Raw genomic sequence first — 15,142 nt, 5'->3', positions numbered from 1 at the left:
CAGTTGCCCCTTCCCGCCGCCGGGGCCAGGCCACCGCTCGGTCGTAGGGGCCCCCCCGCCGCCGGCTGCCTGGCCGGCGGTGTTACCGGGGGGGCCCGGCCCCCCGCCCCCCGGGGGCCTCCCGTCTTTCTGGCTCAGTGTCTCTCCGGCTCACCGTCGCTCCGGCTCTTCCTACGGCTCGTCCGCGTGCGGGACGGTCAGCCGACCGGGTTCCTTGAGGATCCCCGACTCGGCGATGAGGAAGCCGAGCTGCGCGCGGCTGCCGCTGCCCAGCGCCGTCGCCAGTTTGGCGATGTGGGCGCGGCAGGTCCGCACGTTCATCCCGAGCCGGCGCGCGATCGCCTCGTCCACGTGCCCCTCGATGAGGAGTTGGGCGATGGAGCGCTGCACGCCGGAGATACCATCCGGCTTGTGCGTGTACGTCACTTCTTCGCGCAACGGCACGGCACGGCGCCACAGTTGCTCGAACACCTTGATGAGATAGGCCACCAGGCCGGGGTGGCGCAGCTCCAGTGCGACACGCCGGTCGTCGCTCGCGGGGATGAACGCCACGGTACGGTCGAACACGATGAGACGCTCGATGAGTTCCTCCAGCGTGCGCACCTCCACCTTGCCCGTGGAGATGCGGTCGACGTACGCGAGGATGCCCTGGCTGTGCCGCGCGGTGTGCTGGTAGAGGGTGCGGATGCTCACCCCGCGGTCGATGAGCGGCGCGTCCCGCTCCAGGGCCTCCGTGAGGACGAAGGAGGACCGGCCTCCTCCCGGCTGGACCGTGAGCATCTCCGTGTGACACTCGGCAGTGGCCAGATCGAGGGCGGCGTTGATCTGGTCCAGGCCTTCCAGCACGGTGATGGCATGGGTGTTGGCCGGACTCTGCGCACTGATGGTCAGGAACGGCTCGAATGCATCGGTGAGGTCCACGGCGACGCGCCGCCGGTCCTGGATCTCACGTTCGATCGGGTGGAGCCGTTGTGCGAGTGCGACGGACGGGGGAACCGCGCGAAGCTGGTTGGCGTCATCCGGGTCGGGCCGCAGAAGAGCGAATTCGAGCAGGCAGGGGGCGTGCTCGATCTCGGCGCGGGCCACCCGGCCGGTGCTCAGGGCGACGGCGTAGAGCCGCGCTCCCTCGTCGCACATGGACGTGACGGGGTGGGGATGTGTCTGATTTGTGTCGTTTCTTGGCAAATCTCCACCCCCCAGGGTCCTGAACATGTAAGAACATGATGCATCGTCCCTGTGGCACTGACGTGCCTGAATGAGCCATCGTCTGTCACGCGGGGGAGAGGATTCCATCAAGTGAGGACGAAGCCGACCATGTACAAGAAAATGCTTCGCTCGGCGCTTGCCGTTGTTTTCTCCGCCGTGGCGGTCTTTGGGGCAGTAAGCGCCGCGAGCGGGGACACGGGGAGCAAGCAAGCGGACAGCGGCTGGGATCGCGTGGCCGTGAAGCAGCCGACCGGCCCCCTGGTGGCCAGTCCGGCGGACAGCGGTTGGGACGTTGCGCCCATGAAGGTTTCCTGATGACCCCCGACGACCGCGGCTTCCGCCGCGAAATGGCCTCCGCGTACCGGTCCGGCTGGCAGTTCATCGATCTCACGAGCGCCATTCCCTATGCCGGCGACTCGCTGAAGGTCACCCTCTTCGGTCAGCCGATCGTCGTGGTCCGCGAGGAGGACGAAGACGTCCGCGCCTACAGGTGCCTGCGTCGCCCGCGAGGCGCGCCGCAGCCCGTTCGGTGCGAGATCCGCTACGGAATGGTCTTCGTCAATCTGGATCAGCGTGACCACCAGCTCTTCGAACCCGAAACCAGTGCCACCCCCCGCAGTGCCTGACGCGATTCCCCCGTCGTCGCAGATCGCTCAGGCGCTACCCCCACACAACGGCGCCATCGTGGACCTGACCACGATGGCGCCGTTGTGATGTGCCTGTCCAGTAGCGGAACCGGACAGGTTCGAAACGGCCGTTCGCGCCCTCCGCTTACGCCCGCCCCATGGCCCGGTCCAGGGAGATCTCCATGACCACCCGGTCCGGGTTCGGCGAGGGCGTGCGCCCGTAGCGCTCCGCGTAGCGCCGTACCGCCTCCGCGACCGCTGCCTCGTCCGTGCGGATCACCGCGCGGCCCTCCAGCGTCGCCCAGCGGCGCCCCTCCATCTGGCAGACCGCCACCCGGACCCCGGCCCCGTCCCGCCGGCCGGCCTGCGCCGCCAGGACGTTGCGGATCTTCTTGCTGTTCTTGTTGCTGATCACCCGCGCCAGCCCGGCCTGCGGGTCGTACGTCACGCCCACCGGCACCACGTGCGGGCTGCCGTCGGGGCGCGGGGTGGTCAGCGTGCAGACGTGCCGCTCCCGCCAGAAGGCGAGGTACTCGGGCGTCGGGTTGAGTACGTCATGGGCTGTGCTGGTAACCGGCATGCGGGAAGGGTACGTCCGCCATCTTGAGTGGAATAGACTCAACTTTATGCACGTTGTGCCTGTAAAGCACACGAGTCGTAGCCGACGCCGTACGGAAGGGAGAAGCCGCCCGTGGATGCCGAGCTGACCAACAGGAGCCGGGACGCGCTCAACGCGGCCACCAGCAGGGCCGTCAAGGACGGGCACGCGGACCTGACCCCCGCGCACCTGCTGCTGGCCCTGCTCGCCGGCGAGGACAACGAGAACGTCACCGATCTGCTGGCCGCGGCCGACGCCGACCAGGCCGCCGTCCGCGCCGGCGCTGAGCGGCTGCTGGCCGCCCTGCCCAGCGTCACGGGCTCCACGGTCGCGCCCCCGCAGCCCACGCGCGAGCTGCTCGCCGTACTGGCCGAGGCGGACGAGCGGGCCGGCGGGCTCGGCGACGAGTACCTCTCCACCGAACACCTGCTCATCGCCATCGCCGCCCGGGGCGGCGCGGCCGGCGAGCTCCTTTCCGCCCAGGGCGCGACCGCGAAGAAGCTGCTGTCCGCATTCGAGACCTCAAGAGGAGGGCGGCGGGTGACCTCCCCCGACCCCGAGGGCCAGTACAAGGCCCTGGAAAAGTTCGGCACCGACTTCACGGCGGCCGCCCGCGAGGGCAAGCTCGACCCGGTCATCGGCCGGGACCAGGAGATCCGGCGGGTCGTCCAGGTGCTCTCGCGCCGCACGAAGAACAATCCGGTGCTCATCGGCGAGCCCGGCGTCGGCAAGACCGCCGTCGTCGAGGGGCTGGCCCAGCGCATCGTCAAGGGCGACGTCCCCGAGTCCCTGAAGAACAAGCGCCTCGTCTCGCTCGACCTCGGCGCGATGGTCGCGGGCGCCAAGTACCGCGGCGAGTTCGAGGAGCGGCTCAAGACCGTCCTCGCGGAGATCAAGGCCAGCGACGGCCAGATCGTCACCTTCATCGACGAGCTGCACACGGTCGTCGGCGCGGGCGCCGGCGGGGACTCCTCCATGGACGCGGGCAACATGCTCAAGCCCATGCTGGCCCGCGGTGAGCTGCGGATGGTCGGCGCGACGACGCTCGACGAGTACCGCGAGCGGATCGAGAAGGACCCGGCGCTGGAGCGGCGCTTCCAGCAGGTGCTGGTCGCGGAGCCGAGCGTCGAGGACACGATCGCGATCCTGCGCGGGCTCAAGGGCCGCTACGAGGCCCACCACAAGGTCGTCATCAACGACAGCGCGCTGGTGGCCGCGGCGACCCTCTCCGACCGTTACATCACCTCCCGCTTCCTCCCCGACAAGGCCATCGACCTCGTCGACGAGGCGGCCTCCCGGCTGCGCATGGAGATCGACTCCTCCCCGCTGGAGATCGACGAGCTCCAGCGGTCGGTGGACCGCCTCCGGATGGAGGAACTGGCGCTGAAGAACGAGTCCGACCCGGCCTCGCTCGAACGCCTGGACAAGCTGCGCAAGGACCTGGCGGACAAGGAGGAGGACCTGCGGGGCCTCACCGCCCGCTGGGAGAAGGAGAAGCAGTCCCTCAACCGCGTCGGCGAGCTCAAGGAGCGCCTGGACGACCTGCGCGGCCAGGCCGAGCGGGCCCAGCGCGACGGGGACTTCGACACGGCGTCCAAGCTGCTCTACGGGGAGATCCCGGAGCTGGAGCGCGAGCTCGCGGAGGCCACCGAGGAGGAGGCCGTCAAGGCGGGCGCGAAGACGGGCACCGCCTCGAAGGACAGCATGGTCCGGGACGAGGTCGGCCCGGACGACATCGCCGACGTGGTCGGCGCCTGGACCGGCATTCCGGCCGGCCGCCTGCTGGAGGGCGAGACCCACAAGCTCCTGAGGATGGAGGAGGAGCTGGGCCGCCGCCTGATCGGCCAGGGCGAGGCCGTACGGGCCGTCTCGGACGCCGTGCGCCGCACCCGCGCCGGCATCGCCGACCCGGACCGGCCGACCGGCTCGTTCCTCTTCCTCGGCCCGACGGGCGTGGGCAAGACGGAGCTGGCCAAGGCCCTCGCCGACTTCCTCTTCGACGACGAGCGGGCCATGGTCCGCATCGACATGTCGGAGTACGGCGAGAAGCACAGCGTCGCCCGGCTCGTCGGCGCCCCGCCCGGGTACGTCGGCTACGAGGAGGGCGGTCAGCTGACCGAGGCCGTACGGCGCCGCCCGTACTCCGTGGTGCTCCTGGACGAGGTGGAGAAGGCCCATCCCGAGGTCTTCGACGTCCTGCTCCAGGTCCTCGACGACGGGCGCCTCACGGACGGCCAGGGCCGTACGGTGGACTTCCGCAACACCATCCTGATCCTGACCTCCAACCTGGGCAGCCAGTTCCTCATGGACCCGTCCACAGGTGTGGACGAGAAGAGGGCCAGGGTCCTGGAGGTGGTCAGGGCCTCCTTCAAGCCGGAGTTCCTGAACCGCCTGGACGACCTCGTGGTCTTCTCCGCCCTCAGCGAGTCCGAGCTGGCCCACATCGCCGAGCTCCAGATCGGCCGCCTCGCCCGGCGCCTGGCCGAGCGCCGCCTCACCCTGGACGTCACGCCCGAGGCCCTGGCCTGGCTGGCGGACAAGGGCAACGACCCGGCGTACGGTGCCCGGCCGCTGCGCCGCCTGATCCAGACGGCGATCGGCGACCGGCTGGCCAAGGAGATCCTCTCCGGCGGGGTCCGGGACGGGGACACGGTCCGCGTCGCCGTCGCGGGCGAGGACCTGCTGGTCGGGAAGGCGCCCTAGACCCGCCCGGGGGCGCCGGCTCCCGAGGAGGGCGCCGGCACCCCCGTATCGGCCCTTGCGTGGCCATCCGTCCCGCTTACCGGGCCCCTACTCCTGTCCGCCCGGAGCGGATCGGCCCTGCGGGGGTGGACACGGAGTGGGCACGATGGGGGAGGATGGCCGCATCCGCACGAAGGGAAGTACACGGTGAGCATCGACCCGGCCTCGATTCCGAACTTCGGGGGGCAGCAGCCCGACCCGCAGGCCACAGGACCGGCGGGCCCCGTCGTCCCCGACCAGGATCTGGTCAAGCAGCTCCTGGAGCAGATGGAGCTCAAGTACGTCGTCGACGACGAGGGCGACCTCGCGGCGCCGTGGGAGGAATTCCGCACGTACTTCATGTTCCGCGGCGAGGACGAGCAGCAGGTCTTCTCCGTGCGGACCTTCTACGACCGCCCGCACAAGATCGACGAGAAGCCGCAGCTCCTCGAGTCGATCGACGACTGGAACCGCCGCACGCTGTGGCCGAAGGTCTACAGCCACACGCACGACGACGGCTCCGTCCGCCTGATCGGCGAGGCGCAGATGCTGATCGGCACCGGCGTCAACCTGGAGCACTTCGTGTCCTCCACGGTCAGCTGGGTCCGCGCGTCGATCGAGTTCGACAAGTGGCTCGTCGAGCAGCTCGGCCTCGAGGCGGACGTCGACTCCGCCGACAAGGACGAGAACGGCGAGAACGGCGGCGACGGCGAGACCAACTAGGTCCCGCACCGCCCCCTCGGCACTGCGGCGCCGCCCCTCAGGGCGCCGCGGCGCCGCCCCGTGCTCCGTGGAGCCACGGGGCCTACGGCGCCACCCCGGATCCGAGCAGCAGGTACGGCCCGTATCCGTACGAGAGCCCGGCCAGCACCACCGTCACCACGACGGCGGTGCGCGGCCGGGCTCTCGCCATGACGGCCGCCAGCGGCAGCAGCAGCGGGAACGCGGGCAGCAGGAAGCGCGGCTTCGACTCGAAGAAGCCCGCCCCGCCGTACGTCATCGCCAGCAGCACGCCGGTGTACACGAGCAGCGGCAGCGGGACCGTCCGGTCCGCCGCGAGCAGTCCGGCGAGCACCAGCGCGGCCACCAGCAGGACCACGGTCACCGTGGTGGCCGCCTCGACGTTCCCGGTCAGCGCGTGCCGGGCGGAGCGCAGCGCCGCCGCGCCGAAGTCGAAGCGCGAGCCCCAGCCGCTCTGGACGGCGAAGTAGCCGCCGAGCGGATCGCCCCGGCGGACGCCGACGAGCAGGACGTACGAGGCCCAGCCCGCGGGCGCGGCCAGCGCGGCGGCCCACACCCCCGCGGGCGCGCGGCCCCGCCGCCGGAAGACCTCGTACGCGGCGGCCACCACGACGGCGGCGGCCACCGCGATCCCGGTGGGCCGGGTCAGCCCGGCGAGCACGGCCAGCCCGGCGGCCCACCCCCAGCGGCCGCGCAGCAGGGCGTACAGGGCCCAGGCGGCGAACGCGGCCAGCAGGGGCTCGGTGTAGGCGAGGGTCAGCATGAGCGCGTGCGGCAGCACGGCCCACAGCGCGACGAGCAGCACCCCGCCGCGCGCCCCCAGGAGCCGCTCCCCGACCCGGTACACCCCGACGGCCGCGGCGAGCGCGGCGGTCCAGGCGACGACGAGCGCCGCCGCGGCCAGGGAGCCGGGCAGGACGGCGGAGGCGCAGCGGATGAGGACGGGGTAGAGCGGGAAGAAGGCGGAGTCGCTCTGCAGGGAGCCGATGTCGGGGTACATCTGCGTCCGGCCGTAGCCGTACTCGGCGATCCGCAGGTACCAGACCGAGTCCCAGGACTCCCCGAGCAGCTTCACGGGGCTGCGCCCGGTCCACCAGGCCACGACGGCGACCACGAGCACCCCGAGCCCGCGCACGGCGGCGAACACCCCGAGCGCGACGAGGGCGCCCGGGACCGGGCCCCGGGCGGACCGCATGCCGTCCGACGGCGCCTCCGGCGTGCCGACGGCGCCGTCGGTGCCGTCGGCGGTGCTGCTGTCCGGCGCCCGGCCCGCGGTGCCGCCTGTCGCGCCCCCCGGCGTGCCGCTCGACACGGTGGCCATGTATCCCGACTTCCCTCGTGTGACGTGCGTACGGAGGAACACTACGAGGACGGGCCCCCGGGGGGCCGCCCGGCCGCGGGGAGGCGGGCGCGGGGAGGCGGGCGCGGGGAGGCGGGCGGCCGTGGCCCCAGAGCCGCGGACCCAGAGCCTCCGGCTCAGAGCCGTCGCAGCCGGGCCGCCGGCGCGCTCTTTCAGCGGGCCAGCCGGCCGAGGCGTTCCACCGCCTCCTGCAGGACCGCCGTCCGCTTGCAGAAGGGCAAGGTATGCGCACGGAGCGCCCACACACGCCTGGCACTCAGAACACAATCTGAGTACAGTCTGAGTATGAGCCTTGCTTACCTGGGAGCCGAGCCCGAGTCGGTTTCGTTCACGGATCTGTCGAGAAACCCGAAGGCCGTAGCCGCCCGGGCTGCAGCCCTGGGGGCTCTGCGCGTCACTCATCGGGACGCACCCGACATGGTGCTGACGACTGCCGTGCACGCGGAGCGCACCGAGGAGAACCTCACGACGGCGTCACGGCTCTTCCTCGCGCTCATGAAGCACGATGACGGAGCCCGATCGCTTCTGCTGGCGCTGCCGGAGGTGTTCCCGTGGGTGCGGCACCTGGACGACGAAGAGATGCGCGCGTTCACGGTCGAACTCCTGGAAGCGCTTTCCGATGCGGCGGAGCTGGGTGCCAGAGATTCCGTTCACCGCGCGCTCGTCTCCTGGAGGGCGACGGCTCGGATCAACGCCGATCCGGAGCAGCTCAAGGAAGCTCTGCGTCCGCTCGACGGGGAGGACCTGGGTCCGGTCGAGGTGGGCGGGTGAGCCCGAAGAAGGGCGATCGTGTCAGCGTTCCACCCCTGAGCGGCTGGAATGTGGTCTTCGGGACCACGGAGGCGGTGACGGGCTGGGAGGAACTGTGTCGCGCGGCGCTGCCAAGTGCCCACCGATGCCTGGAGGCGTTGCGCACCGGCCCGCTGTCGCGTGACAACTGGAACCGTCAGCACCAGCTACGCGGGAGGCTCGCCACCACTCGTAGTTCCCGTGCGGCACGGGGCTGGCTGAAAGGCCGGGCCCCATGCCCGCACATCCATCCGGCTCGCTCTCAGCGGGCCAGCCGGCCGAGGCGTTCCACCGCCTCCTGCAGGACCGCCGTCCGCTTGCAGAAGGCCCACCGGACCTGGGTGGCGCCCGCCGCCTTGTCGTCGTAGAACACCTGGTTCGGGATCGCGACGACCCCGCAGCGCTCGGGCAGGGACCGGCAGAAGGCCAGTCCGTCGCTCTCGCCCAGCGGGGTGATGTCGGTGGTGACGAAGTACGTGCCCTGCGGGCGGAAGACCTCGAATCCCGCCGCCTCGAGACCGCCGGCCAGCAGGTCGCGCTTCGCGGCCAGGTCCGCGCGGAAGCCCTCGTAGTACGCGTCCGGCAGGACCAGCGCCTCCGCGATCGCGTACTGGAAGGGCCCCGAGGACACGTACGTCAGGAACTGCTTCGCCGAGCGGACCGCCGTGACCAGCTCCGGCGTGCCGGTCAGCCAGCCGACCTTCCAGCCCGTGAAGGAGAAGGTCTTGCCGGCGGACGAGATCGTGACCGTGCGCTCCCGCATGCCCGGCAGGCCCGCCAGCGGGATGTGGGTGCCCTCGAAGACTAGGTGCTCGTACACCTCGTCCGTGATGACCAGCAGGTCGCGGGAGACGGCCAGCTCCGCGATCGCGGCCAGTTCGGCGGGCGTGAGCACCGTGCCCGTCGGGTTGTGCGGGGTGTTCAGGAGCAGCAGCCGGGTCCGCGGGGTCACCGCGGCGCGCAGCGCGTCCACGTCGAGGCGGAAATCGGGCGCGCGCAGGGTGAGCGGGACGCGGACGGCGCCGGCCATCGCGATGCAGGCGGCGTACGAGTCGTAGAACGGCTCCAGGGCGATGACCTCGTCGCCGGGCTCCAGGAGGGCCAGGAGGGCGGCCGCGATGGCCTCGGTGGCGCCCGCGGTGACGAGGACCTCGGTGTCCGGGTCGTAGGACAGGCCGTAGAAGCGCTGCTGGTGGGCGGCGATCGCGTGGCGCAGTTCGGGGACGCCGGGGCCCGGCGGGTACTGGTTGCCCCGGCCGTCGCGGATCGCGCGGACGGCGGCTTCGGCGATCTCGGCGGGGCCGTCGGTGTCGGGGAAGCCCTGGCCGAGGTTGATCGATCCGGTGGCGGTGGCCAGTGCCGACATCTCCGCGAAGATCGTCGTGCCGAAGGCCGCCAGACGACGGTTCAGGAAGGGGCGGTCGGGGCCGTTGCTGCTTGCTGGTGCGGTCACGGGAGCGCTCATGGTCGCCATCCTGCGCGGAAGCTCTGGACTTGCTCAAGTGTGCTTTGGGCCGCGAGGGCACCGGGCATCCCCCCTGCACGCGGGACGTCCGGATCCCGCACCCCGGGGGACCGGGGGCGAAGAGGGGGGCGAGGAGATGGTTCTCGGAGCAGTGATCTTCGTGATCGTCGTCGTGGCGATCATCCTGGCAGTGGTCAAGACCGGCGGCGGGGGCAGTGGCAGCGGCGGGGACGGCGGCGGGGGCGGCGGCTGGTGGGCCGGCGGCGGTGACGGCGGGTCCTCGTGCGGATCGTCCTCCTCCTGCGGCTCGTCCTCCTCGTGCGGTGGGGGCGGAGGATGCGGATCGAGCTGACACGGGGCGGCGTGGTCGCGTGTACGTGAGGCGCCCGCCGGGGACAACTTCCGTCGGGCGTCTTCTTGTTCGGGCGTTCCCACCGCGTATTACGGCGTACGGGCGGCATGTGGTTGAACACGTGAACCGGGTAGCCCCCGAGGGGATGTAAACCCCGTCAAGTTGGGTAAAAACGCTGTGAGTGCCGTGCCTTTCATGATTCCCTCGGTTGAGTAGACCAGTCCCCGGACCTCCCGGGACTTCCTGTGGACCCGTGCCGGTGTCCCCCCACCCGTTGACTACCGCTGGCGGGCCCCGGCCCATCTCCCTCGCGTGTTTGCGGAGCCGACTCATGCTCACGACCCTCCAGACCACCTATACCGACACGCGTGCCGCCGACCTCGCCTGGGCCCTGGGGAGGGAGCGGCTGCCCGCCCTGGCCGTACTGAACCTCGAACTGGTGGGCGCAAAAGTTGAGTTGCGCCTACTGGGGGCCTCTCATCAGGTGCTCCTGGAAGAGGGTGACGTGCTCTGCTCGGAGACCGTCGCCTGTATGCCCGGGAGCAGCACGCCGCTGCCGCTGGGCGTGGCCAAACGGGTCGGCGACTGGGAGTACGAGTTCGCCGCGCGGGTCGAGACCCTCTCGCGCGGCTCCTTCGCCGGGCGGGCGCAGGAACTGCTCGCGCTGGTCGCGGATCACCCGAACGGGCTCGCGGGGACCTTCCCGGGCAGCCCGCACGCCTTCACCGCCATGCTCGCGCAGCGCTACGAGGGCCAGGTGCGGTGGCGGACCTGGCACGCCTATCCGCAGGAAGGGCAACTGGTGGCCACCCGCACCCGCGTCGGCGTCCGCAGGGGCCAGGCCGGCCCGGCCGGGCAGGCCGGAGCTCCGGCCGGAGCCTCCGCCGGCGGGTCACCGGCGCTCATCTAGGCCGGGGCGCCGATCCGTTACGCCAACTGCCCGAACCAGTGCGCCACTTACACCCATGTGGGTGACTGGATGCGAGCGGGCGGTAACGTACGGTTCGCTGCATGATCGACCGTTCCGCCCCGCGCGGGGTGCTCCCGGCTCCGGAACCGCGCGGTGCGGGCCGCGTCCCCGCCGCCCTGCCCGTACGGCCGCGGACCGGCCGGCTGCTCGTCCTGGCCACCGTGTTCATCTGCGCCGCCTGCGGGCTCGTGTACGAACTGGAACTGCTCGCCCTCGGCTCGTACCTCATCGGCGACTCCGTCACCCAGGCATCGGTCGTGCTGTCCGTCATGGTCTTCGCCATGGGCGTCGGCTCCCTGCTCGCCAAGGCGCTGCGCGACCGCCCGGCCTTCGGCTTCGCCGCCATCGAGTCGGCGCTGGCGCTCCTCGGCGGGCTCTCCGCCATGGCGCTCTACGCGACCTTCGCCTGGCTGGGGGAGTCCCGGCCCGCGCTCGTCGCCTTCTCCTTCGCCATCGGCGTGCTCATCGGCGCGGAGATCCCGCTCCTGATGGTCCTCATCCAGCGCATCCGCAGACAGGACGCGGGCGGCGCCGTCGCCGACCTGTTCGCCGCCGACTACGTAGGCGCCCTCGTCGGCGGCCTCGCCTTCCCGTTCCTGCTCCTGCCCGTCCTCGGCCAGCTCACCGGAGCCGTGCTCACCGGAACGGTCAACGCCCTCGTGGGCGGCGGCCTCGTCCTGTGGCTCTTCCGCCGCGATCTCAGCCGCCGCGCCCGCCGGCTGCTCGTCGCCGCCAACATCGTCGTCCTCGTCGTCCTCGGCTGCGCCACCGTCCTGGCCGACGACTTCGAACGCGTAGCCCGCCGCGCCGTCTACGGCGCCGAGGTCCGGGTCGCCGTCCAGACCGGCGTCCAGGAGCTCGTCCTGACCGGGCCCGCGACCGGCTCGCCGCGCGACCTCGAGTTCTTCCTCGACGGCCGCCTGCGGGTCAGCGGCTACGACGAGTACCGCTACCACGAGGCCCTCGTCCACCCCGCCATGACCGGCCCGCACGGCCGGGTCCTGGTCCTCGGCGGCGGCGACGGCCTCGCCGCCCGGGAGATCCTGCGCTACCGCGACGTCTCCTCCGTCACCGTCATCGAGCTCGACCCCGGAGTCGTCCGGCTCGCCCGCACCGACCCGATGCTCTCCGCGCTCAACGGCCGGGCGTACGAGGATCCCCGCCTCGGGGTCGTCACCGAGGACGCCTTCCGCTGGCTGCGCGGACCCGCCGCCCGGCGCCGCTTCGACGTCATCGTCTCCGACCTGCCCGATCCCGGGATCACCCCCAGCACGAAGCTGTACTCGCAGGAGTTCTACGGGCTGGTCGCGCGGGCCCTGAGCCCCGGCGGGCGGCTCGCCGTCCACGCGGGACCGCTGGCCACCCGGGCCCGTTCGTACTGGACCGTCGAGGCCACCCTGCGCGCGGCCGGCCTGCGCACCGCCCCCTACAGCACGGGCGGCCGTCTCTCCGGCTACGCCGCGGGCCCCGACCGGGTGCTCGGCGGGGCCGCCGGGGGCTTGCCCCCGCAGGACTGGGGCTTCGTCCTCGCCGCCCGCGAGCGCGTCCCCGCGCTGCTCGTGGACCGGGACACGCCCGCCCTGCGCTCGCTGTCCGCGCAGTCCCTCGACGACGCCGCCCGCGACGCGGAACGCACCCGCGTCCCCGGCCTCCCGCCCTCCACCCTGCCGCACCCGCGGTACTCGTAGACCCGGCTTCGCCGCCTCACTGACGGGAAGCGGCCGCATCGGTAGGCTCGAGCGCATGGAGCATCAGGTGTTCGTTCCGGTCCCCGCCGCCGACGTTCGCGCCGTGCTGCGCGACCCCGCCCGGGTGGCGCGCTGCGTGCCGGGGCTCCAGCAGGCCGCCGAGACCGGCGCCGGGCCGCTGTCCGGCCGGCTCAAGGTGCGCGTCGGCGGGCACACGGTGACCTACCGGGGCTCCCTGTCCGTCACCGAGCGGGACCCCGACCACTTCGTGGTCGACGGAGAGGGCACGGAGGTGCGGGGCAGCGGCAGCGTGAAGCTCACCCTCGCGCTCCGGCTGACCGAGGCGGACGGCGGCACCCGGCTGGAGTTCACCGGGGAGGGCACCGCCGACGGCCGCGCCGCCGGCTTCACCCCCGAGGCCGCGGCCACCACCGCGCACCGGCTCCTGGACCGGGCCGCCGGGCACCTCGCGGCGCTGGCGGTCGACGACGGGACGTCCGACGGCGGGACGTCCGACGAGGGCGCCGGCGGGGCCGATGGGGCCGACGGGGCCGATGAGGCCCGCGGCGCGGCCGACGGGACGCCCGACGGCGCGGGGCCCGGCGACCGGGCGGCCGACGACGCGACCACCGACGACGCGATCACCGGCGACGTGGTGTCCGAGTCCGAGGAGGAGTCCGAGGAGGAGCCCGAGGACCCGGACGCCGAGGGGACCGACGGGGTCGGCGAGATCACCGAGATCACCGCGTCGGTGTTCGACACCGAGGTCCCGCCGCCCTCGCTGGACCCCTTCCTGGAAGGCACCTTCGAGGGCATGGCCGAGCTCGGGAACCTCGGGGACCCGCCGCGCCCGCCCGCCGAGGCCGCGCACGCCCGGCGCACGATGATCGGCCGCAGCGCGGAGGAGGTCGATCACGCACCCCCGCGCGGCCGCTACGCCCCAGTCCCCGCCCCCACCTCCGCCGTCGCGAACGCCGACCTCCGCTGGCTCGCCCCGGCCGTCGCCGTCGCCGTGGCCTCGGCGGTCCTCCTGGGACGGGCCCTTCGCCGCCGACGCTGACGTCCGGCTCTACTAAGGTCGAGCCATGAGTACGCAACTGCGCGCCGGCGGCGCCGAGGTGACCATCGACCAGGAGAACGGCTGCCGGATCAGCAGTCTGCGCGTCGACGGGACGGAACTGCTGCGGCAAGGTGCCCACTACGGCTCCTTCCCGATGGTTCCCTGGTGCGGCCGCACCAGGAACGGGCAGTTCCAGGACGGGGCGACCCTCCACCAACTCCCGCAGAACCAGCCGCCGCACGCCATCCACGGCTTCGGCCGCGACGCCGCCTGGCGACTGGCCCGCGCCACCGACACCGAGGCCGCGTTCACCTACCAGCTCGCCGACCCGTGGCCCTACGAGGGCGTCGTCACCCAGATCTTCGAGCTCGGCGAGAACGGGCTGACCCTGACCATGGGGATCGAGACGTACGAGGACTCCTTCCCGGCACAGGCCGGCTGGCACCCCTGGTTCCGCCGCAACCTCGGCGCCGGCGGGGCCGACGTCCGCATCGACTTCGAAGCGGGCTGGCAGGAGGAGCGGGGCGAGGACCACCTCCCCACCGGCAACCGCATCGACCCCGAGCCCGGCCCGTGGGACGACTGCTTCGGCATGCCGTACGGGGTCGACGTCACGCTGACGTGGCCCGAGGCCCTGGAGCTGAAGGTCACCAGCCGCTCCGAATGGGTGGTCGTCTACGACGAGGAGTCCGAGGCCGTCTGCGTGGAGCCGCAGTCCGGGCCGCCGAACGGCCTGAACACCCTGCCCCACCTGGTGACCCCGGTGGACCCGCTGGAGATCTCCACGACGTGGAGCTGGCGGCGGCTCGGATAGCTCGCACTTAAGCTCATGCCCATGAGTGACGTACGCGATGCGCTTCTGCAGCAGATCAAGGACAAGGCCGTCGTGCACGGCAAGGTGACCCTCTCCTCCGGTCGGGAGGCGGACTACTACATCGACCTCCGCCGGATCACCCTGGACGGCGAGGCGGCCCCGCTGGTCGGGCAGGTCATGCTCGACCTCACCGCCGACCTGGAGTTCGACTGCGTCGGCGGCCTGACCCTGGGGGCCGACCCGGTCGCCACCTCGATGCTGCACGCCTCCGCCGCGCGCGGCGCGCGCCTGGACGCCTTCGTCGTCCGCAAGGCGCAGAAGGCGCACGGCATGCAGCGCCGCATCGAGGGCACCGACGTGCAGGGCAAGCGCTGCCTGGTGGTCGAGGACACCTCGACCACCGGCGGCTCCCCGCTGACCGCCGTCGAGGCCGTCCGCGAGGCCGGCGGCGAGGTCGTCGCCGTCGCCACGATCGTGGACCGCGGCGCGGCCGACGCCATCGCCGCGGCCGGCCTGCCCTACCTCACGGGCTACCAGCTGGACGATCTCGGCCTTTCCTAGACGCCGGTCCGTTCCTTCGCACCATGGGTGACTTAGGTCCCGAGACGTTCGCGATCAGGCTCTGACCTGGTCTTTTCCGGCCGGGGGGGGGGTTTTGATGTTATAAAAACAACCCCCCCCCCCCCCCGGTGCGCCCCCCCCCCCCGCCGGGCGGGCCCGGCGCGGGACAAAATCTCCCCCCACCCACCACA

The 15,142-nt window shown here is 72.1% G+C and carries 14 protein-coding genes; 10 read left to right on the top strand and 4 right to left on the bottom strand.

Annotation, left to right across the window (positions count from 1 at the left end; genetic code table 11):
* Positions 1-171: 171 nt before the first annotated feature.
* Positions 172-1,212 (bottom strand): helix-turn-helix transcriptional regulator, encoded by a 1,041-nt coding sequence (locus tag ACWF9Z_RS17940; protein ID WP_453603180.1) that lies wholly within the window; start codon positions 1,210-1,212, stop codon positions 172-174.
* Between the two features lie 308 nt (positions 1,213-1,520).
* Here ACWF9Z_RS17940 and ACWF9Z_RS17935 point away from each other — a divergent pair, with 308 nt between their 5' ends.
* On the top strand, positions 1,521-1,832 hold the full coding sequence (locus ACWF9Z_RS17935; protein ID WP_356651333.1) for a (2Fe-2S)-binding protein: 312 nt from the start codon (positions 1,521-1,523) through the stop codon (positions 1,830-1,832).
* Positions 1,833-1,977: 145 nt separating this feature from the next.
* Here ACWF9Z_RS17935 and ACWF9Z_RS17930 read toward each other — a convergent pair whose 3' ends face one another.
* The gene (locus tag ACWF9Z_RS17930; RefSeq protein ID WP_453603178.1) at positions 1,978-2,412 is read right to left on the bottom strand and encodes a pyridoxamine 5'-phosphate oxidase family protein; all 435 of its coding nucleotides are present in this window, start codon (positions 2,410-2,412) and stop codon (positions 1,978-1,980) included.
* Between the two features lie 111 nt (positions 2,413-2,523).
* On the opposite strand from ACWF9Z_RS17930, the gene clpB reads away from it, so the two are divergent.
* Both clpB and ACWF9Z_RS17920 read left to right on the top strand, forming a co-directional pair.
* On the top strand, positions 2,524-5,133 hold the full coding sequence (gene clpB / locus ACWF9Z_RS17925; protein WP_453603176.1) for an ATP-dependent chaperone ClpB: 2,610 nt from the start codon (positions 2,524-2,526) through the stop codon (positions 5,131-5,133).
* A gap of 186 nt (positions 5,134-5,319) precedes the next feature.
* Positions 5,320-5,874, top strand: coding sequence for a YbjN domain-containing protein (locus ACWF9Z_RS17920; protein ID WP_453603174.1), 555 nt, complete (start codon positions 5,320-5,322; stop codon positions 5,872-5,874).
* Positions 5,875-5,956: 82 nt separating this feature from the next.
* On the opposite strand, the gene ACWF9Z_RS17915 is transcribed toward ACWF9Z_RS17920, so the two are convergent.
* Positions 5,957-7,213 carry a mannosyltransferase family protein gene (locus ACWF9Z_RS17915; RefSeq protein WP_453603173.1) on the bottom strand — a complete coding sequence of 419 codons (1,257 nt, stop codon included), beginning with the start codon at positions 7,211-7,213 and terminating at the stop codon, positions 5,957-5,959.
* A 324-nt stretch (positions 7,214-7,537) separates the two neighbouring features.
* Here ACWF9Z_RS17915 and ACWF9Z_RS17910 point away from each other — a divergent pair, with 324 nt between their 5' ends.
* On the top strand, positions 7,538-8,023 hold the full coding sequence (locus ACWF9Z_RS17910; protein ID WP_365471284.1) for a prevent-host-death family protein: 486 nt from the start codon (positions 7,538-7,540) through the stop codon (positions 8,021-8,023).
* A 280-nt stretch (positions 8,024-8,303) separates the two neighbouring features.
* Here the strand turns inward: ACWF9Z_RS17910 and ACWF9Z_RS17905 are convergent, their stop codons facing one another.
* The gene (locus ACWF9Z_RS17905; RefSeq protein ID WP_453603170.1) at positions 8,304-9,506 is read right to left on the bottom strand and encodes a pyridoxal phosphate-dependent aminotransferase; all 1,203 of its coding nucleotides are present in this window, start codon (positions 9,504-9,506) and stop codon (positions 8,304-8,306) included.
* A 136-nt stretch (positions 9,507-9,642) separates the two neighbouring features.
* On the opposite strand from ACWF9Z_RS17905, the gene ACWF9Z_RS17900 reads away from it, so the two are divergent.
* From ACWF9Z_RS17900 to pyrE, 6 genes are all read left to right on the top strand, one after another.
* A complete protein-coding gene (locus tag ACWF9Z_RS17900) occupies positions 9,643-9,858 on the top strand; it encodes a hypothetical protein (protein WP_453603169.1) in 216 nt (71 codons plus the stop codon).
* 331 nt (positions 9,859-10,189) lie between these two features.
* Positions 10,190-10,768 (top strand): DUF2617 family protein, encoded by a 579-nt coding sequence (locus ACWF9Z_RS17895; RefSeq protein ID WP_453603167.1) that lies wholly within the window; start codon positions 10,190-10,192, stop codon positions 10,766-10,768.
* A gap of 101 nt (positions 10,769-10,869) precedes the next feature.
* On the top strand, positions 10,870-12,516 hold the full coding sequence (locus ACWF9Z_RS17890; RefSeq protein WP_453603165.1) for a polyamine aminopropyltransferase: 1,647 nt from the start codon (positions 10,870-10,872) through the stop codon (positions 12,514-12,516).
* Positions 12,517-12,571: 55 nt separating this feature from the next.
* Positions 12,572-13,576: an SRPBCC family protein gene (locus ACWF9Z_RS17885; protein WP_453603164.1), complete on the top strand. Its 1,005-nt coding sequence runs from the start codon at positions 12,572-12,574 to the stop codon at positions 13,574-13,576.
* A 25-nt stretch (positions 13,577-13,601) separates the two neighbouring features.
* Entirely contained in the window at positions 13,602-14,390 is a 789-nt protein-coding gene (locus ACWF9Z_RS17880; RefSeq protein ID WP_453603162.1) for an aldose epimerase family protein, read from the top strand.
* A 21-nt stretch (positions 14,391-14,411) separates the two neighbouring features.
* Positions 14,412-14,951 carry an orotate phosphoribosyltransferase gene (gene pyrE, locus ACWF9Z_RS17875; RefSeq protein WP_453603161.1) on the top strand — a complete coding sequence of 180 codons (540 nt, stop codon included), beginning with the start codon at positions 14,412-14,414 and terminating at the stop codon, positions 14,949-14,951.
* Positions 14,952-15,142: the final 191 nt, after the last annotated feature.

This window comes from Streptomyces sp. NPDC054961, from assembly GCF_053609145.1.
The sequence above is the reverse complement of the archived record's forward strand: the minus strand, read 5'-3'. Positions and strand labels throughout refer to the sequence as shown.

Coding starts and splice junctions, on each gene's coding strand:
- ACWF9Z_RS17940 (WP_453603180.1), bottom strand. CDS start 1,212: ATGTTCAGGACCCTGGGGGGTGGAGATTTGCCAAGAAACGACACAAAT.
- ACWF9Z_RS17935 (WP_356651333.1), top strand. CDS start 1,521: ATGACCCCCGACGACCGCGGCTTCCGCCGCGAAATGGCCTCCGCGTAC.
- ACWF9Z_RS17930 (WP_453603178.1), bottom strand. CDS start 2,412: ATGCCGGTTACCAGCACAGCCCATGACGTACTCAACCCGACGCCCGAG.
- ACWF9Z_RS17915 (WP_453603173.1), bottom strand. CDS start 7,213: ATGGCCACCGTGTCGAGCGGCACGCCGGGGGGCGCGACAGGCGGCACC.
- ACWF9Z_RS17910 (WP_365471284.1), top strand. CDS start 7,538: ATGAGCCTTGCTTACCTGGGAGCCGAGCCCGAGTCGGTTTCGTTCACG.
- ACWF9Z_RS17905 (WP_453603170.1), bottom strand. CDS start 9,506: ATGAGCGCTCCCGTGACCGCACCAGCAAGCAGCAACGGCCCCGACCGC.
- ACWF9Z_RS17900 (WP_453603169.1), top strand. CDS start 9,643: ATGGTTCTCGGAGCAGTGATCTTCGTGATCGTCGTCGTGGCGATCATC.
- ACWF9Z_RS17895 (WP_453603167.1), top strand. CDS start 10,190: ATGCTCACGACCCTCCAGACCACCTATACCGACACGCGTGCCGCCGAC.
- ACWF9Z_RS17890 (WP_453603165.1), top strand. CDS start 10,870: ATGATCGACCGTTCCGCCCCGCGCGGGGTGCTCCCGGCTCCGGAACCG.
- ACWF9Z_RS17885 (WP_453603164.1), top strand. CDS start 12,572: ATGGAGCATCAGGTGTTCGTTCCGGTCCCCGCCGCCGACGTTCGCGCC.
- ACWF9Z_RS17880 (WP_453603162.1), top strand. CDS start 13,602: ATGAGTACGCAACTGCGCGCCGGCGGCGCCGAGGTGACCATCGACCAG.
- pyrE (WP_453603161.1), top strand. CDS start 14,412: ATGAGTGACGTACGCGATGCGCTTCTGCAGCAGATCAAGGACAAGGCC.